General features: G+C 68.7%; 12 protein-coding genes and 1 tRNA gene. 10 read left to right on the plus strand and 3 right to left on the minus strand.

Translation table 11 applies throughout. The features are described from left to right. The first annotated feature begins 36 nt into the window (after positions 1–36). From MF609_RS13305 to trxA, 7 genes are read left to right on the plus strand one after another with little or no spacing between them, the layout of a single operon-like run. Positions 37–2,370 (plus strand): sensor histidine kinase, encoded by a 2,334-nt coding sequence (locus MF609_RS13305; protein WP_242416856.1) that lies wholly within the window; start codon positions 37–39, stop codon positions 2,368–2,370. Next, positions 2,370–2,810, plus strand: coding sequence for a tRNA (adenosine(37)-N6)-threonylcarbamoyltransferase complex ATPase subunit type 1 TsaE (tsaE, locus tag MF609_RS13310; RefSeq protein WP_242416857.1), 441 nt, complete (start codon positions 2,370–2,372; stop codon positions 2,808–2,810). Before MF609_RS13305 ends, tsaE begins: the two co-directional genes overlap by 1 nt. Further along, a complete protein-coding gene (locus MF609_RS13315; protein ID WP_419723085.1) occupies positions 2,807–3,766 on the plus strand; it encodes an aminoglycoside phosphotransferase family protein in 960 nt (319 codons plus the stop codon). The genes tsaE and MF609_RS13315 overlap by 4 nt, the downstream gene beginning before the upstream one ends. Then, the gene (locus MF609_RS13320; protein ID WP_242416776.1) at positions 3,763–4,518 is read left to right on the plus strand and encodes a nucleotidyltransferase family protein; all 756 of its coding nucleotides are present in this window, start codon (positions 3,763–3,765) and stop codon (positions 4,516–4,518) included. The genes MF609_RS13315 and MF609_RS13320 overlap by 4 nt, the downstream gene beginning before the upstream one ends. Beyond that, positions 4,511–7,480 (plus strand): double-strand break repair protein AddB, encoded by a 2,970-nt coding sequence (gene addB, locus MF609_RS13325; protein ID WP_242416777.1) that lies wholly within the window; start codon positions 4,511–4,513, stop codon positions 7,478–7,480. The genes MF609_RS13320 and addB overlap by 8 nt, the downstream gene beginning before the upstream one ends. Then, entirely contained in the window at positions 7,467–10,895 is a 3,429-nt protein-coding gene (addA, locus tag MF609_RS13330; protein ID WP_242416778.1) for a double-strand break repair helicase AddA, read from the plus strand. The genes addB and addA overlap by 14 nt, the downstream gene beginning before the upstream one ends. A 47-nt stretch (positions 10,896–10,942) precedes the next feature. After that, the gene (gene trxA / locus MF609_RS13335) at positions 10,943–11,266 is read left to right on the plus strand and encodes a thioredoxin (protein WP_055760313.1); all 324 of its coding nucleotides are present in this window, start codon (positions 10,943–10,945) and stop codon (positions 11,264–11,266) included. 249 nt (positions 11,267–11,515) lie between these two features. Here the strand turns inward: trxA and argJ are convergent, their stop codons facing one another. Then, positions 11,516–12,742 (minus strand): bifunctional glutamate N-acetyltransferase/amino-acid acetyltransferase ArgJ, encoded by a 1,227-nt coding sequence (argJ, locus tag MF609_RS13340; protein WP_242416779.1) that lies wholly within the window; start codon positions 12,740–12,742, stop codon positions 11,516–11,518. A 68-nt stretch (positions 12,743–12,810) separates the two neighbouring features. Here argJ and MF609_RS13345 point away from each other — a divergent pair, with 68 nt between their 5' ends. The 3 genes from MF609_RS13345 to secA all read left to right on the plus strand — a co-directional run bounded on the left by MF609_RS13345 (position 12,811) and on the right by secA (position 16,774). Then, positions 12,811–13,587: an energy transducer TonB gene (locus tag MF609_RS13345; RefSeq protein WP_242416780.1), complete on the plus strand. Its 777-nt coding sequence runs from the start codon at positions 12,811–12,813 to the stop codon at positions 13,585–13,587. Positions 13,588–13,682: 95 nt separating this feature from the next. Beyond that, positions 13,683–13,937, plus strand: a complete 255-nt coding sequence (locus MF609_RS13350) for a hypothetical protein (protein WP_242416781.1) — start codon at positions 13,683–13,685, stop codon at positions 13,935–13,937. 89 nt (positions 13,938–14,026) lie between these two features. After that, positions 14,027–16,774: a preprotein translocase subunit SecA gene (gene secA, locus MF609_RS13355; protein ID WP_242416782.1), complete on the plus strand. Its 2,748-nt coding sequence runs from the start codon at positions 14,027–14,029 to the stop codon at positions 16,772–16,774. Between the two features lie 318 nt (positions 16,775–17,092). Here secA and MF609_RS13360 read toward each other — a convergent pair whose 3' ends face one another. Continuing rightward, the gene (locus tag MF609_RS13360) at positions 17,093–17,725 is read right to left on the minus strand and encodes a CC0125/CC1285 family lipoprotein (RefSeq protein WP_242416783.1); all 633 of its coding nucleotides are present in this window, start codon (positions 17,723–17,725) and stop codon (positions 17,093–17,095) included. A 210-nt stretch (positions 17,726–17,935) separates the two neighbouring features. Continuing rightward, positions 17,936–18,010 (minus strand) — tRNA-Asn (locus MF609_RS13365). Between the last annotated feature and the right edge of the window lie 8 nt (positions 18,011–18,018).

An 18,018-nucleotide genomic window follows, 5' to 3' on the forward strand; every position in this document is an offset into this window, starting at 1 on the left:
TGCCTGCGAGGCGCTCGCTTGATTACCCTGACCCTGATGACGGCCGTGCTGACCGGCGTCGTGCTGGCGTTGCTGATCGGCGCGAGCGTGTGGATGCTGCATACCGGCCTGTCCGCGCGGCGGCAGGCGGCGGCGGAGGGCGCACTGTTCGATTCGCTCAGTGCCACGCTGTCGGCGTCGCCCGCGCTGGCGATGGTGGTACGCGCCGATGGCCGGCTGCTGCTCGACCAGCCGCTTGCCGACCGGCTGGGCCGCAGCGACATGCCGGTGTCGCTCGCCGATCTGGGCAGCGCCGATAGCGGGCTGGAGCCGGGCAGTGCCGACCGGCTGGTCGATGCGATCACCGCTGCGCTGCGCGGGGGCAAGCCGTTCCGCACCGTCGTCCGCGCGACCGGATCGGCGCGGTCGTTGTTCGCGATCGGGGACCGGGCACCGGCGGCGCTCAACACGCCGGGTGGGGTGCTGGTCTGGTTCTTCGACGCGACCGAATTCCATAACGAGATCGCGACATTGGGCGCGGAGGCGGAGGAATATCGCGCCGCGTTCGATGCGCTGTCCAGCCTGATCGAGGCTGCGCCGATGCCGATGTGGTATCGCGACGATTCGCTGCGGCTCGCCATGGTCAACACCGCCTATGTCCGCGCGGTCGATGCGAGCGATGCGGCGGAGGCGATCGCGCGGCAGGTCGAACTGGTCGAGGGCGTCGGCATGGGCGGCCCGCTGGCCAGTGCGGCGATCGCGCGCGACACCGGGCAGCCGCAGGCGGCGGCGATGCCGGCGACGATCAACGGCGAACGGCGGATGCTGCGCGTCCACGATATGCCGCTGCGCGACGGCGGCACCGGCGGCTTCGCGATCGACGTGCATGAGATCGAGGAGGCGCGCGGCCGGCTGAAGCGCAGCCGCGAGGCGCAGCGCGCGATGCTCGACCGGCTGTCGGCAGGCGTGGCGCAGTTCGCGCCCGACCGCACGCTCGTCTTCTACAACCAGCCGTTCGGCCGCACCTTTGCGATGAAGCCCGAATGGCTGGCCGACCGGCCCGAATTCGACCGGGTGCTCGACCGGATGCGCGAGGCCAAGCGCCTGCCCGAAGTCCGCGACTTTCCGGGATGGAAGGCGGAGCGCCGCGACTGGTTCCGCGCCGCCGAGGGCGCGATCGAGGAGCAGTGGCATCTGCCCGGCGGCACGCATCTGCGTGTCGTCGCACAGCCTCTGCCCGAAGGCGGCCTGCTGCTGATCTTCGAGGATCGCACCGAACAGGTCCAACTGGCCAGCGCGCGCGACACGCTGCTGCGCGTCCGCACCGCGACGTTCGACAATCTGTTCGAGGCGCTGGGCGTGTTCGCGGCCGACGGCCGGTTGCAAATCTGGAACGCGAAGTTCCGGCAGGTCTGGGGGCTGGACGATGCGTTCCTCGACGGCCACCCGCGCGTCGACGCGCTGGCGGAGCGGGTTGCCGAGAACCTTGCCAGCCCCGGCAAGGCGGCGCTGATCCCCGAACTGGTCCGCTTCGCCACCCAACAGCGGATGCAGCGATCGGGCCGTTTCGCCATGGCCGATGGGCGGCATTATGAATTCGGCGCGGTCCCGTTGCCCGATGGCAATGCGCTGCTGACGATGCTCGACATTTCAGACAGCCGGCGGATGGAACAGGCGTTGCGCGACCGCAACGAGGCGCTGGAGGCGGCGGATCGGGTCAAGACCGCGTTCGTCGCGTCGATGAGCTATGAACTTCGCACGCCGCTGACCTCGATCAAGGGCTTCGCCGAGATGTTGCAGGCGGGCTATGCCGGCAAGCTGACGGCGGACGGCGCGCGCTACACCGATGCGATCCTCGAATCGGTCGAGCGGCTGGGGGGGCTGATCGACGATACGCTCGACCTGACCGCCAACGAAACCACGCCGGTCGCCCGCGCGACGGTGCCGTTGAAGATGATCGCGTCCGAGGCCGCCGACGCGGCGCGCGCGGCGGCGGCGGCACGCGGAGTCGAGCTGGCGGTGGAGATCGCACCGACGGCCGGCGTGATGCTGGGCGATGCGCGGCGCTTGCGACAGGCGGTCGGCCATCTGCTCGACCATGCGATCGGTGGCCTGCGGCAGGGCGGGCGCGTGCTGCTGCATGTCGATGGCGATACGCAGCGCGCGCGGATCGTGGTGTCGGACGACGGGCCGGGCATGTCGAAGGACGCGGTGGCCCGCGCGTTCGACCGGTTCGCGCAGGCCGGCGCGACGCGGGTCGGGGAGCGGGCGCTCAGCCTCGACCTGCCGCTCGCACGGCAGGCGGTCGAGGCGCATGGCGGCACGATCGAGCTGGTGTCGGAGAAGGGCGTGGGTACGCTGGTCACCATCGACCTGCCGCGCGAGCCGTGATGCATCTGGCGGACGAAGCGGCGGCGCACGCGTTCGGCGCGAAACTGGCGGCGGTGGTGCGGCCGGGCGACGTCATCGCGCTGTCGGGGCCGCTGGGCGCGGGCAAGACCAGTATCGCACGCGGCGTGCTGGCGGCGCTGGGGCTGGCGGGCGAGGCGCCGTCGCCCAGCTTCGCCATCGTCCAGCCCTATGATCCGCCCGAGGTGCGCCTGAGCGTACTGCACGTCGATCTCTATCGGATCGAGGACCGGGATGAAGCGCTCGAACTGGGGCTGGACGAGGCGGACGATGCGCTGCTGCTGGTCGAATGGCCCGAACGGCTGGGCGACGACCATTGGCCGGACGCGCTGTGGCTGACGCTGGCGTTCGACGACGCCGGCGGGCGGCGCTTGACAGCGCGCGTGCCGGACGCTTGGGAAAGCCGATGGCCGCTGACCTGAACCCGCGCGATGCGGCTGTCCCGTTTCTGACCGACGCCGGCTGGGGCGATGCGCAGATCTTGCCGCTGGCGGTCGATGCGTCGTTCCGCCGCTATTACCGCGTGATCGAGGCGGGGCGCAGCGCGGTGCTGATGGACGCGCCGCCGCCCGAGGATACCCGCAAGTTCGCGCATATGGCGGCGTGGTTGGGCGAACGGGGCTTTGCCGCGCCCGCCATTCTGGCCGACGATGCGACGGCAGGCTTCATGCTGCTGGAGGATTTCGGCGACATGCGGATGCGCGAGACGGTCGACGCCGCGCCCGAAAGCGAGGGCCGGCTCTATGCCGCCGCCGTCGACCAGCTGCTGCGCCTGCAACGCCATGAACCCGCGCCCGTGCCGCCCTATGACCGCGCGTTCATCCTGCGCGAGGCGAACCTGCTGATCGAATGGTATTGCGACGCGCTGGGGCTGTCGGTCGATACCGAGGGCTATGTCGCGGCATGGAATGCGGCGTTCGATGCGTTGCCCGAGATGCCGGTCGTCACGGTGCTGCGCGACTATCATGCCGAAAATCTGATGCTGCTGGACGATGCGCGGCTCGGGCTGCTCGATTTTCAGGACGCGCTGGCCGGGCATCCCGCCTATGATCTCGTGTCGCTGTTGCAGGATGCGCGGCGCGACGTGCCCGCGGTGGTCGAGGCATCGATGCTCGCCCGCTACCGCGAATCGACCGGGGTGGGGGACGGGTTCGACGCCGCCTATCACCTGTTCGGCGCGCAGCGGAACGCGAAGATTCTCGGCATCTTTACCCGGCTGTGGCGGCGCGACGGCAAGCCGCGCTATGGCGCGCTGTGCCCGCGCGTCTGGCGCTATCTGGAGCGTGACCTGACCCACCCGGCGCTTGCCGGGGTCGCGCGCTGGTTCGATCTCAACATCCCGCCCGCACAGCGCGGCGATCCGCAGGAACTCGCATGACCACCCTCCGTTCGATCCGCCCCCATCCGCAAGCGGCGGTGCCCGAAACCGCGATGGTGATGGCGGCGGGGCTGGGCAAGCGGATGCGCCCGTTGACCGCGATGCGGCCGAAGCCTTTGGTCGAGGTGGCGGGCAAGCCGTTGATCGATCACGTCTTCGACCGGCTGCGCGGGGCGGGGGTCAAGCGTGCGGTGGTCAACGTCCATTACCTCGCGGATGCGATGGAAGCGCATCTGAAGCACCGGGTGAAGGGCATCGACATCGCCGTGTCCGACGAACGCACGAAGCTGCTGGAGACCGGCGGCGGGCTGGTCAAGGCGCGCGAGCTGATTGGCGACCAGCCGTTCGTCTGCGTCAATTCGGACAATCTGTGGGTCGATGGCCCGGTCGATTCGATCCGTCTGCTCAGCAGCCTGTGGGACGATGCGAAGATGGACGCGCTCCTGCTGCTGGTGCCGCAGGCGCTGGCGCACGGCCATCGGGGCCAGGGCGATTTCCATATCGACGCGATGGGCCGCATCACCGGCCGCCGCAAGCCCGGCCGGCTCGCCCCCTATGTCTTTACCGGCGTGCAGATATTGTCGCCGCGCGTCATCGCCGACTGGCCCGAAGGGGCGTTTTCGACCAATCTGTTCTGGAACCGCGCGATCGAGGCGGGGCGCGCATATGGCGTCGCGCATCAGGGGCTGTGGTTCGATGTCGGCACGCCGGGCGCGATCGCGATGACGGAGGCGGTTCTCGCCGATGGCTGAGGCCAGACGCCTCGGTCTCTACACCATCCCGATCCACCGGGCGTTCGCCGACGCGCTGGCGGTCGGGCTGATCCGCCGGTTCGGCGGCGACCGGCTGGCGCTGGCGCAGGGCATGGTGCTGGTGCCCACCAACCGCGCCAAGCGGACCGTTCAGGAAGCGTTCGTACGCGCCAGCGGCGGCGGGCTGCTGCTGCCGCGCCTGGTCGCGATCGGCGATCCCGAACTGGACGAAGGGATCGGCAGTTTCGCCGACCCGGCCGACCAGCAACCGATCCCGCCCGCGATCGATCCGCTGGCGCGACGGATGATCCTCGCCCGGCTGGTGACCGAGGAGCGCCAGCGCGCCGGCCGCCCGGTCGATGCGGCGGAGGCGGTGCGGCTCGCCGGCGATCTCGCCGCCACGCTCGACCAGCTGCTGGTGGAAGAGGTCGATCCGGCGCGGCTACGTGACCTGAACCTCGACGAGACGCTGTCGGCGCATTGGGAGCGGTCGCTGGAGCTATTCCGCATCGTGCTGGACCGCTGGCCGGGCGAGCTGGCGGCGCTGGGGCGGATCGACCTGGCCGACCGGCGGACCCGGCTGCTCGGGCGGCTGTGTGCGCGCTGGTCGGTCGATCCGCCCAAGGGGTTCGTCTGCGCGGCCGGCATCGCGACCAACGCGCCGGCCATCGCCCGCATCCAGCGCTGCGTGGCCGGCCTGTCGCGCGGGATGGTCGTGCTGCCCGGCCTCGATCTGGCGATGGATGACGAGGAATGGGCGTCGCTCGGCCCCCATGCTCCCGATCCCGTCACCGGCCGGCGCAAGCGGTCGATCGAGACGCACCCGCAATATCACCTGAAGCTGCTGCTCGACCGGATGGGCGTCAACCGCCATGAATTTGTCCGCTGGCAGGCGGCGAGCGAACATGACGCGACCCCGACGCGCAGCCGTGCCATCGCCACCGCGCTCAGCCCGGCCGAGCAGACCCATCACTGGATCGACGTCCCCGCCGCCGATCGCCGCTTGTCGGGCGTGCGGATGGTCGAGCTGGCGACGCCGGCCGAAGAAGCACAGGCGATCGCCGTCGCGCTGCGCGAGGCGTTGGAGACGCCCGGCCGCACCGCCGCGCTGGTGACGCCCGACCGGATGCTGGCGCGGCGGGTGGCGGCGCACATGGCGCGCTGGGGCGTCAGCGTCGACGATTCCGCCGGACAGCCGCTGTCGCTGCTCGCCCCCGGCACATTGCTGCTGGCGCTGGTCGAGGCGGCGGCGCAGGCCTTTGCGCCCGTCGCGCTCCTGTCCCTGCTGAAACATCCGCTGGTGCAGAGCGGCGAGGCGGAACAGCGCGTCCAGTGGCTCGACGGGGTTCGCCGGCTCGATCGGGCGTTGCGCGGGCCGCGCCCTGCGCCGGGGCTGGCCGGGATCGACCGTCATCTGCGCGAGGGGGAACCGCGCGACGCGGCGATCCGCACGGCGGCGGCGAGCTTCTGGGAGGTCGCCTGCCCGCTGCTGACCCCGCTGGCCGATATCGTCGCTGCCGGGCCGCAGCCGCTGGTCCGGCTCCTGACCGTGCTGCGGGAGACGGCGAGCGCATTGGCCGGCGATGCGGTGTGGAGCCGCCCCGACGGGCGCGCCGCCGCCGAACTGATCGCCGCGCTGGAGGAGCAGGCGGCGATCGGCCCGCCGCTGGTCGATCCGCGCGCACTGCCCGCATTGCTGCGCACGTTGCTGGACGAGGTGGCGGTGCGCCCACCACAGGGTGCACATCCTCGCCTCGCGATCCTCGGTCTGCTCGAAGCACGCTTGCAGACCGCCGACCTGATGATCCTCGGCGGGCTGAACGAGGGGGTGTGGCCAGCGCTGCCGTCGCCCGATCCGTGGCTCGCCCCGCGCATCCGTGCCGATCTGGGGTTGCCGGGACTGGAGCGGCGCATCGGTTTGGCGGCGCACGACTTTGCCGGTGCGATGGGTGCGCCCGATGTGGTGCTGACCCGCGCCGCGCGCGACGCGACCGCGCCTACCATCGCGTCGCGGCTGTGGCTGCGGTTGCAGGCGCTGGACGACAATCTGGCGCGTGCCGGGCATTTGCGCGACTGGGCGCGGGCGATCGACCGGCCCGCCGCTTATGCCGCCGCGTCGCGCCCGGCACCGCGTCCGCCGGTGGCGCTGCGCCCGCGACGAATTTCGGTGACCGAAGTCGACCGGCTCAAGGCCGACCCCTATGCCTTCTACGCGCGGCGGATGCTGCGGCTGTCGCCGATGGATGCGGTCGATGCCGATGCGACCGCCGCGTGGCGCGGCACGGCGGTGCATGGCGTGCTGGAACGCTGGGCGCGCGAGGACGGGCTGGACCCGGCGAAGCTCCGGCGGCGGTTGCAGGCGCTGTCCGACGACCCGCGCACCCATCCGCTGCTCCGCGCGCTGTGGGTGCCGCGCCTCAAGGAGGCGATCGACTGGGTCGCGGCGCTGACGCAGGAAAAGCTGGCCGAGGGGCGCGACGTGGCGGCGGTCGAATGCGACGGCGTGCTGGAGATTGCCGGGGTTGAATTGTCGGGCAAGGCCGACCGGATCGACCGCGCCGCCGACGGCATGCTGGCGATCATCGACTACAAGACCGGCAAGGCACCAAGCGGCAAGGCGGTGGCTGCCGGTTACAGCCTGCAGCTCGGGCTGTTGGGGTTGATGGCCGAACGCGGCTGTTTCGCGCAAGTCCGCGGGACGGCCGGCGCTTTCGAATATTGGTCGCTCATCAAGGACAAGGACAGTTTCGGCAAGATGACCACCCCGGTCAACGCCAACGGCACCGGCGGACGGATCGCTACCGGAGAGTTTGTCGCGCTCGCCAAGCGTCATTTCGAGGAGGCGGTCGCCCGGTTCCTGACCGGCGACGAGGCGTTCGTCGCCAAGCTGGTGCCCGAATATGCCCCCTATGCCGAGTATGACCAGCTGATGCGCCGCGACGAATGGTATGGCCGTGAGTGAGGTCCGCGCGCTCCAGCGGCTGAAGAACGACCAGGCGGCAGCGAGCGACCCGCATCGCCATGTCTGGCTGTCGGCCTCCGCCGGCACCGGCAAGACGCATGTGCTGTCGGCGCGGGTATTCCGCCTGTTGCTGCGCGGGGTCGATCCGGCGGCAATTCTGTGTCTGACCTTTACCAAGGCCGGGGCGGCGGAAATGGCCGAACGCGTCGCCAGCCGGCTGGCGCGCTGGGTCCGCCTGCCGACTGCCGACCTGAAGGCAGACCTGTTCGCGCTGGGCGAGGATGTGAACGATGCGGCATTGCTGGCGCGCGCCCGCACCCTGTTCGCCCGCGTCCTCGACGCGCCCGGCGGCGGCGTCCGCATTCAGACCATCCATGGCTTCTGCCAGAGCCTGCTCGCCGGTTTCCCGGTCGAGGCGGGTCTGGTCCCCGGTTTCCGCCCGTTGGAGGCACGCGAGGAAGCCGGCATGGCGCGTGAGGCGCTGGCCGAACTGCTGGTCGAGGAACAGCGGACCGGTTCCACGCGGATCGGCGACGCCATCGCCGCCATGTCGCTGCGCATGGGCGAGGGCGCGGCCGAGAATTTCCTGCGCGAATGCGCCAAGCGACCGCAGGCGATGGCTGAGCTGCCAAGCGGGCTTCAGCCGTTCCTGCGCCGCGCGCTCGACCTGCCGTCCGGACCGATCGACGAGATGCTGGCCGACGCGTGCAGCGACGACGAATTCGACTGCGACGCGCTCGAACGGCTCGCTGCCGCCAATCTGTCCTGGGGCACGGCGACGGGCAAGAAGACCCATGGGGCGATCATGGGCTGGCTGGCGAACGGCCCGGCGGAACGTGCGGCGCGGGTACGCGACATTCGCAAGATCTTCTTCACCGCCGACGATACGCTGCGCAAGGCGTCGGCCAAGCTGATCGCCGCCGAACCCGATTATGACGAACTGGCCGATGCGGTCGGGACCCGTGCGGGCGAGCTGATCGAGCTGGCCGGGCGGATGGGCTATGCCGACGCGCTGGCCGACGCGCTGTCGGCCGGCCGGGCCTATGCCGACGCCTATGTCCGTGCCAAGCGGCGTGCCGGCGCGGTCGATTTCGACGATCTGATCCGCGAGACGCTGAACCTGCTGGCGCAACCGGGCATCGGCGACTGGGTCCGGTTCAAGCTGGACCAGAGCACCGAACATGTCCTGATCGACGAGGCGCAGGACACCAATCCGCAGCAATGGGCGATCGTCCGCTCGCTGGTCGAGGAATTCTTCAGCGGCGACGCGGTGCGCGCGGCGGGAATGCGGACCTTGTTCGTCGTCGGCGATTACAAACAGGCGATCTTCGGTTTCCAAGGCACCGACCCGATCTATTTCCGCGCGGCGCATGTCGATTTCGAACGCCGCGCCGCGCTGCCCGACGAATATCGTGGCGACGCGCGCGAACTCGACACGCTGTCGCTGACCCACAGCTTCCGCACGACGCGACCGGTGCTGGAATTCGTCGACGCCGCCATCGCCGCGCTGCCCGATCCCGGCATGGGCATCGACACGCCCGACACCCATGATAGCGAGGTGCCCGGCCCCGGCACCGTCACCCTCTGGGCACCGACCGTGGTGGAGACGCCCGACGATGCCGAGGAAGGCTGGGTCGACGATGTCACGCGGGTGATCGCCGCAAAGATCGCGCGCGAGATTGCCGGCTGGATCGGCACGCTGCCGCTGGAGTCCAAGGGGCGGATGCTCCAGCCGGGCGACATCATGGTGCTGGTCAAGCGACGCGGCGACCTCGCCTCGCTGATCGTCGCACGGCTCTATGCCGAGGGGGTGCCGGTCGCGGGCGTCGACCGGCTGCGGCTCGACGCGCCGCTGGCGGTCAAGGACCTGCTCGCCGCGATCCGGTTCGCGTTGCAGCCCGACGACGACCTCAGCCTCGCCAGCCTGCTCGTCTCGCCGCTGATCGGCTGGACGCAGGACCAGCTGCTGGCCGGGGCACTGCGCAAGGGCGGGAGCCTGTGGCGGCAACTGCGCCAGACGAACAGCGACGCGGTCGAGCCGCTGTCGCGCATCCTGCGCCGCGCCGATTTCGCCACGCCCTATCGATTCCTCGAGGAATTGCTGTCGGGCGAGCTGGACGGACGCCGCAAGCTGATCGCGCGGCTGGGCGAGGAAGCGCGCGACCCGATCGACGAACTGCTCAACGCCGCCTTGTCGTTCGAGGCGCTGGCCACGCCGTCGCTGCAGCGTTTCGTCGAATGGTTCGACCGGGGCGAGGTGGAGATCAAGCGCGACGCGGGCGGTGCGGGCGGCGCGGTGCGGGTGATGACCGCGCACGGGTCGAAGGGGTTGCAGGCGCCGCTGGTGCTGCTGGCCGATGCCGCGATCGATCCGACCAACAGCAAGCGCGATGTCGTCTACTGGTCGCCCGAGGGGCATGACGGTGCGGGATTCCCGCTGTTCCGCCCGCGCGCGAGCGAGCGCGGCACGCCGGTCGACGACGCCTTTGCCGCGCGCGACCGCAGCGATCTGGAGGAGCATTGGCGGCTCTTCTATGTCGCCGCGACCCGTGCCGAGGAACGGCTGGTCATCGCCGGCGCGCCCAGCCCCAAGACGAAGGGCGTGCCGCCGCCGCTCAGCTGGTACAGCGCCGCCGCCGCCGCGTTCGACGCGCTGGGCGTGGCCGAGGGGGACGGCGGGGACCGGGTCTTTACCGGGCTGACCCCGCAGCCCCCGGTCGCTGGCAAGGCGCGCAAGGCAACCGCCCCGACCGACGCGACGGCCATCCCCGGCTGGCTGCGCGCGCCGGCCCCGGCCGAGGCGCGCCCGCCGCGCCCCCTCGCGCCATCCGCCGTTGGCGAGGACGAGGTGTCCGACCCGCCGCCGACCGCGACGATGCGCGCAGCGGCCGAGCGCGGACGGCTGCTCCACCAGCTGTTCGAACGCCTGCCCGAAGTGCCGCGCGCCGAGCGAGCGGATGCGGCCGAACGCTGGCTGGCCGGTGCGGCGGGGGTGGAGGATGCCGCCTTGCGCCGCCGCGTGACGCGCGATGCGATGGCGGTGCTGGACGACCCGGACTTTACCGACCTGTTCGGGCCCGACGCGCTGGCGGAGGCACCCATCGCGGCGGTCGTCGGGACGCAGGTCGTGGCGGGCACCGTCGACCGGCTGTGCATCGGCGACCGCACCGTCCGCGTGGTCGATTTCAAGACCGGCCGCCGGGTGCCGGACGATGTGGCGGACATTCCGGTCTATCACCTGCGCCAGATGGCCGCCTATGCCGCGGCGCTCCGCGTGATCTTTCCCGATCACGGCGTGGAGGCGGCACTGCTCTACACCGCCGGCCCGCGGATGTTCGTGCTGCCCGATGCGCTGCTCGACGCGCACAAGCCGGGCTTGGGGGCGGGGGAACAAAGCTTGCCCCGCGAAGCTTGAGGTGCCGACCCCCAGATCATAGATATCAGCGTAACAAGGAGATTATCATGCCGACCAAGACCGTTACCGACGCCAGCTTTTCCGCCGACGTGCTGCAGTCCGACAAGCCGGTGCTGGTCGATTTCTGGGCGGACTGGTGCGGCCCGTGCAAGATGATCGCCCCGGCGCTGGAGGAAATCGCCGACGAGCTGGGCGACAAGGTGACGATCGCCAAGGTCGACATCATGGCCAACCCCGACACCGCCGGTTCGATGGGTGTGCAGTCGATCCCGCTGCTCAAGCTGTTCAAGAACGGCCAGCCGGTCGCCGACCTGCTCGGCGCGCGGCCGAAGAGCCAGTTGAAGGCGTGGCTTGAAGGCGAACTGGGCTGATGCTGCTGGCGGCGACGTCATCGCTGCCGCTGACCAATCCCACGTCACCCCGGGCTTGACCCGGGGTGACGCTTCTTCCTCTACCGAGCCGTGAGAAAAGCGGGACCCCGGATCAAGTCCGGGGTGACGGTTAGGGGCGTGGAATAGGCCTGCCCGACGCCATTCCACTCCAACGAAGGCCGGTGCCGCACCCGGACCCCGTGCCGCGCTAACGCCAGCACTTCCCGGCCTTCTACAGCCCGGAACCCCTCAGCTCCGATAATCGGCGTTGATCGAGATATACCCATGCGTCAGGTCGCAGGTCCACACCGTGGCCTGCCCTTCACCCAAATGCAGGTCGACGCCGATCTCGACCTCCTGCCCCTTCAGATGCGCCGCCACCGGCGCTTCGTCATAGCCCGAAACCGCCAGGCCCCCTTCCGCAACCTGCGTCGTGCCGAAGCGGATCGACAGCCTGTCGCGCTCGGCCGGTTCGCCCGCCTTGCCGACCGCCATCACCACGCGGCCCCAGTTTGCGTCCTCGCCGGCGATCGCGGTCTTCACCAGCGGCGAATTGGCGATGCTCATCGCGATACGGTGCGCGCTGCCGTCGCTTTCCGCGCCCTCGACGGTCACCGCGATGAACTTGGTCGCGCCTTCGCCGTCGCGCACCACCAGATGCGCCAGCTGCCGGCACAGGTCGTGGAGCGCTGCCGCCAACGCATCCGCGCCGTCATCGTCGAACGACGCGATCGGATCGTTCCCCGCCGCGCCGGTCGCGAACGCCAGCACGGTGTCGCTGGTCGAGGTATCGCCATCGACGGTGATGCAGGAGAAGGTCCGCCGGTTGGCTGCCTCCAGCGTGCTTTGCAGGAACGCCGGATCGACCGCCGCATCGGTGAAGATGAAGCCCAGCATCGTCGCCATGTCGGGCGCGATCATGCCCGACCCCTTGATGACGCCGGACAGCTTGACCGTCCGGTCGCCGACCTTCGCGGTGGTGAACGCGCCCTTGGTAAAGGTGTCGGTCGTGCCGATCGTTTCCGCCACCGCTTCCCAGCCACAGGGTTCGGCGACGAACGCGGCGTCGAGGCCCGCTTCCGCCTTGTCGATCGGCAGCGGCACACCGATCACGCCGGTCGAGGCGACGAAGACGTCGGATGGCTGGCAGTCCATCGCCTGTGCGGTGCGGGCGGCGATCGCCTCGACGGCGGCGCGGCCCCGGTCGCCCGTAAAGGCGTTGGAGTTGCCCGCATTGACCACCAGCGCCCGCGCCCGGCCCAGCACCAGCGCGCGGCGGCACCATTCCACCTCGGGCGACGGGCATTTGCTGTTGGTCAGCACGCCCGCCACCGCCGTTCCCTCCGTCAGCGTGACGAAGGTCAGGTCGCACCGGTCCCAATTCTTGTACCGCGCCCGCGCGACGCGCAGCGTAACGCCCCCGATCGGCGGCAGCGCGGGGAAGGGCGTGGCGAGCGGGGATACGGCAGTCGACATAGGCGCTGTGTCCGGTCTAGCCTGCACCGGATACGGGGCAGGGGGGGGATATGCGACGGTTCCTACGCATGGGCGCGGCGGTTGCAACGCTTTGTTGTGGCGGCGGAGCCTGGGGGCAGACCGATCCCAAGCCGATCGATCCGGCCAGTTGGGTGACGAACGACGACTTTCCGGCAGAAGCGCTGCGCAAGGATGAAAAGGGGATCGTGAAGTTCGCGCTGTCGGTGAATCCGGCGGGTCGCCCAACAGGTTGCCGTATCGTTGAAACCAGCGGTAGCGCCTTGCTGGACCAGACGACCTGCCGAGTAATGGTGCTGAGAGGTGTTTTCAAACCCGCTACCGACAAGCACGGCAGGCCGGTGACGGGCGAATGGGAGCAGCGAGTCAATTGGCAACCGCCATCCGACTATCGCCAGCCGTTGCTGCCCTTCCAATCGATCAGCAGGATCGTCATCGGGCCGGACGGAAACGTCACCGACTGCACCAGCCGCCTTGCCGGCGACCCCAGCGTCCAGTTCGATGTTTGCACCAGATATGGCGATTCCTACCCCGCGCGCGATGTCGCCAAGGGATACGGGCCGGGGGTCCTGACCTTTACACTGTCACAGACGGTGGATGGGTTCAGCGCTTCGCCGACCTCGCCGACCTCGGAAATTCCACCGAACTGGACTGTCGAGGAGCAGCTGACGATCGATCCTTCCGGCGTGGTGCAGACCTGTCGAAAAATTAGCTCGAATGACGGAACGACGGATTGTCCGGTCGGTAATCGCTACATGGCCCCCGAAAGCGGCAAGCCGGTGCGGATCGTGAAGACGACCTCCACCGCGTTTCAGCCCGCGAAGTGACGCGCGCCGCTGGACGCCGGGCCGCCCATTCCCTATGTCTCGGCCGCTTGCGGCCGGGCATCCTGTCGCGAAACCAAACCGTCTGGACGTATCGCTTGCGTTTGCTGCTGTTCCTCTCCGCGCTGCTGACGGGCCTGACCGGCCTGCTCCCGGGCGTGGGAGTCGCGAATGCGCGGCAGGTGGCGCAGGCACAGGCTGTCGCTGGGCAGATCGCAGTCGCGATGGTCGAGGCGGGGTCGACTGCGATCGCGCGTCCCGCCCAGCCGCTGGTCCGTGATCCGCAGCCGCTGTTCCTGACGCCCGCGCCCCCTGTCGCGGTCCGCGCGCGCACGCTGCGCACCCACGAATAGCGCGCACCCGCGCCCTTCCGACCCCTTATCTCAGCGCAGCCGGCGAACGCATCGCGGCGCGCTTCCCGTACACCTAAGGAAATTCGCCCATGTTCGGTGGCCTCGCCAAATCGCTGTTCGGGTCGTCCAACGACCGTTACGTCAAATCGCTCGGGTCGATCGTCGACAAGATCAACGGCTTCGAACCCACGCTGACCGCCATGTCGGACGCGGAACTGGCTGCGCAGACGCCCAAGTTCCGCGAGCAGCTGGCAAATGGGGCCAAGCTCGACTCGCTGCTCCCCGAAGCCTTCGCCACCGTCCGCGAAGCCGCGCGCCGCGTGCTGGGGATGCGCCATTTCGACGTGCAGATGGTCGGTGGCATCGTGCTGCACCGGGGCGAGATCGCCGAGATGCGCACGGGTGAGGGCAAGACGCTGGTCGCGACGCTCGCCTGCTATCTCAACGCGCTGCCGGGCGACGGCGTGCATGTCGTCACCGTCAACGACTATCTGGCGCGGCGCGACGCGGCGCAGATGGGGCAGGTCTATGGCTTTCTCGGCCTGACGACCGGCGTGATCGTGCCGAACATCCCCGATCATGAGCGCCGCGCGGCCTATGGTGCCGACATCACCTACGGCACCAACAACGAATTCGGCTTCGATTATCTGCGCGACAATATGAAGTTCGACCGCGCGTCGATGACGCAGCGGCCGTTCAACTTCGCGATCGTAGACGAGGTCGACTCGATCCTGATCGACGAAGCCCGCACCCCGCTCATCATCTCCGGGCCGACCGACGACAAGTCGGACCTGTACCGCTCGGTCGACGAGATCGTGAAGCGGCTGAGCCCGGACGATTACGAGAAGGACGAAAAGCAGAAGTCGATCGTGCTGACCGAGGACGGCACCGAAAAGGTCGAACGGATGCTGGAGGATGCCGGGCTGCTGGTCGGCGCCAACCTCTACGACTTCGAAAACACGCAGGTCGTGCACCATGTGAACCAGGCGCTGCGCGCGAACGTCATGTTCAAGCGTGACACGGATTACATCGTGAAGGACGGCAAGGTCGTCATCATCGACGAATTCACCGGCCGCATGATGGACGGTCGCCGCTGGTCGGACGGCCTGCACCAGGCTACCGAGGCGAAGGAAGGCGTGAATATCGAGCCGGAGAACCAGACGCTCGCCTCGATCACCTTCCAGAATTATTTCCGCATGTACCCGAAGCTCTCGGGCATGACCGGTACGGCGGCGACCGAAGCGCCCGAATTCTTCGACATTTACAAGATGAACGTCGTGTCGATCCCGACCAACGTGCCGGTGCGCCGCGTCGACGAAGAGGATGAATTCTACAAGACGCTGGACGACAAGTTCCGCGCCATCGCCAAGAAGATTCGCGAACACGCGTCGCAGGGGCAGCCGGTGCTGGTCGGCACCGTCTCGATCGAAAAGTCGGAACTGCTCTCCGAATTCCTCACGCAGGAAGGCGTCGATCACAAGGTCCTGAACGCCCGCTACCACGAATCCGAAGCGCATATCGTGGCGCAGGCGGGTCGACTGGGCGCGGTGACCATCGCCACCAACATGGCCGGGCGCGGCACCGACATTCAGCTGGGCGGCAATCTCGAATTCCGTATGCTCGACGAACATCCCGATCTGGTCGAGGGGACGAGCGAATATGACGCCGCCGCCGCGCGCATCCGGGCGGAGATTATCGAAGAAAAGCAAAAGGTGCTGGATGCCGGCGGCCTGTTCGTGCTGGGCACCGAACGCCACGAAAGCCGCCGCATCGACAACCAGCTGCGCGGCCGTTCGGGCCGTCAGGGCGATCCGGGCCTGTCGCGCTTCTATCTCTGCCTCGATGACGACCTGCTGCGCATCTTCGGGCCGGACACGCTGTTCGCCAAGATGATGCGCAACAATATCGAGGATGGCGAGGCGATCGGCAGCAAGTGGCTGTCCCGCGCGATCGAGACCGCGCAGAAGAAGGTCGAGGCGCGCAACTATGACGTGCGCAAGCAGGTCGTCGAATATGACGACGTGATGAACGACCAGCGCAAGGTCATCTACGAACAACGCGCCGACATCATGGACGCCGAAGCGGTCGGCGATGTCGTGGTCGACATGCGCCACGCGGTGGTCAACACCGTCGTCGGCGACGCCGTGCCGCCCGACAGCTATCCCGAACAGTGGAATGTCGAAGGCTTGCGCGAACAGGCGCAGGAGCTGCTGGGCGTCGATGCGCCGGTCGCCGAATGGATCGCGAACGAGGACGGTCTGGACGCCGAAACCCTCGAAGAGCGTATCCGTACCGAGGCCGATGCGCTGGTCGAGGCGAAGTCGTCGGAGCTGGATGCCGACAGCTGGACCCAGATCGAGAAGTCGATCCTGCTCCAGACGCTCGATCATCACTGGAAGGAGCATCTCGCGATGCTCGACGCGCTGCGCGCCGTCATCCACCTGCGTGCGTACGCGCAGAAGACGCCGATCAACGAATATAAGCAGGAGGCGTTCGCGCTGTTCGAACGGATGCTCGGCAGCATTCGCGAGGACGTGACGCGCACGATGGCGCACGCGAACTTCAATTTTCAGGCGCCGCCGGAACTGCCGGAACTGCCCGATTTCCTGACGATGCATATCGACCCGCTGACCGGCGAGGACGACAGCTGGGGCGGGGAGGGGACGCCCGGCCTCATCACCACCCGCGTGCCGATGCTGCAGATGGCCGCGCCGCAGCCCGACGAGGATCTGGGCGACGACCCCGCCAGCTGGGAAGGCCGCGTCAGCCGCAACGCGCCCTGTCCGTGCGGGTCGGGCCGCAAGTACAAGCACTGCCACGGCGCGCTGGTAGCGTAAGGCTGCAGGAGCGTATCCCCGCGCAGGCGGGGATCCAGGGTTACAGGCGATGGCGATTGCGGCTCTGGATCCCCGCCTGCGCGGGGATACGTGTCTCTGCGGAAGAAGAGTCGCTTTCCAACTGCCGTCATCCCAGCGCAGGCTGGGATCTCGCTCCGCAGGGACGGACTGTCGGATAGCCTGCGCGCGCGGCGCGAGGCCCCAATCTTCGCCGGGGCGAAGCCATACGGCAGAAAGCGAACGACAGTACCGCACAACAAAAAGGCCGCCGCTCCCCACAGGAACTGCGGCCTTTCCGCGTTCAAACCACAGCGCCCCTTATCGGCGCGGTTCCGGCTCCATCACGCTCGGGCCGAGGCTCTGCAGCACCGCACGCGCGTCGAAGGCACGGACGTTGTTGTTCGGCTTCGGCCCGCGGCCCAGCACGATCTCCGCCATCGCCTCATATTTGTCGACGGTGCGGATATCGACCGAGCGGTCGAAGAACGGATCGCCCCAGAACGGGTCCCAGGTGCGCCAGCCGAACGCCGGGCTGCGATAGCGCCAAGCCGGACCCCATCCACCCCAGCCGAAGCCCGCGCCCCAGCCACCGAAGCCGCCGACGCCCGGCGTCGAATAGGTACGGCTGCGCAGGTTGGTGTCGCGGTCGGCCATGATGAAATAGTCATAGCCCCGCTCCAGCGTCAGCTGCGCGGCGCGATAGAGCAGATAGCGCTCGACCGTCTCGCGCGACGTCAGGCTGTTGCCCGAAAAGCTGACCTGATAGCGGTTCGGCTCGATCTGCTGGTCGCTATAGCCGTTGCGATAGAAGCCCGAACCGGACGCCGGTTGGTACGGGGTGGGCGTGGCGCAGGCGGCGAGCGCCAGCGCTCCGACAAGGGTAGTGCCGATCGCCCGCAGGCGGGCACGCGGGGTAGGGTGCAGCAACATCAGTTTCTCCAATGCCGCCATGGCTACCGACCCATGGCGATGTTCCATTGCGTCAAGAACGATCCGTCGGGGGTTCGGGTCCGTGGACATGAGCCGATGGAACGTGCCGTACATCAGATTAGCCGTTGCTGAACGCCCTCTGACGAAACTGCACTGGTACATTGGTCTTAAACGACCAAAGGCGGAGCAACCGCCCCGCCTTGTCCGCCCGGTCCTGCCGGGGGGTGTCGCTGGCTCCCTGAGTAGGATTCGAACCTACGGCCGCTCGATTAACAGTCGAGAGCTCTACCGCTGAGCTATCAGGGAACAACTGC

Source organism: Sphingomonas panni, from assembly GCF_022664435.1.
Classification (GTDB): domain Bacteria; phylum Pseudomonadota; class Alphaproteobacteria; order Sphingomonadales; family Sphingomonadaceae; genus Sphingomonas; species Sphingomonas panni.

What these genes read in the sequence shown, in the direction of transcription:
- MF609_RS13320 (WP_242416776.1), top strand. Translation starts at nt 3,763, where the DNA reads ATGACCACCCTCCGTTCGATCCGCCCCCATCCGCAAGCGGCGGTGCCC.
- MF609_RS13345 (WP_242416780.1), top strand. Translation starts at nt 12,811, where the DNA reads ATGGGCGCGGCGGTTGCAACGCTTTGTTGTGGCGGCGGAGCCTGGGGG.
- MF609_RS13360 (WP_242416783.1), bottom strand. Translation starts at nt 17,725, where the DNA reads ATGGCGGCATTGGAGAAACTGATGTTGCTGCACCCTACCCCGCGTGCC.
- tsaE (WP_242416857.1), top strand. Translation starts at nt 2,370, where the DNA reads ATGCATCTGGCGGACGAAGCGGCGGCGCACGCGTTCGGCGCGAAACTG.
- addA (WP_242416778.1), top strand. Translation starts at nt 7,467, where the DNA reads ATGGCCGTGAGTGAGGTCCGCGCGCTCCAGCGGCTGAAGAACGACCAG.
- MF609_RS13305 (WP_242416856.1), top strand. Translation starts at nt 37, where the DNA reads ATGACGGCCGTGCTGACCGGCGTCGTGCTGGCGTTGCTGATCGGCGCG.
- addB (WP_242416777.1), top strand. Translation starts at nt 4,511, where the DNA reads ATGGCTGAGGCCAGACGCCTCGGTCTCTACACCATCCCGATCCACCGG.
- trxA (WP_055760313.1), top strand. Translation starts at nt 10,943, where the DNA reads ATGCCGACCAAGACCGTTACCGACGCCAGCTTTTCCGCCGACGTGCTG.
- argJ (WP_242416779.1), bottom strand. Translation starts at nt 12,742, where the DNA reads ATGTCGACTGCCGTATCCCCGCTCGCCACGCCCTTCCCCGCGCTGCCG.
- secA (WP_242416782.1), top strand. Translation starts at nt 14,027, where the DNA reads ATGTTCGGTGGCCTCGCCAAATCGCTGTTCGGGTCGTCCAACGACCGT.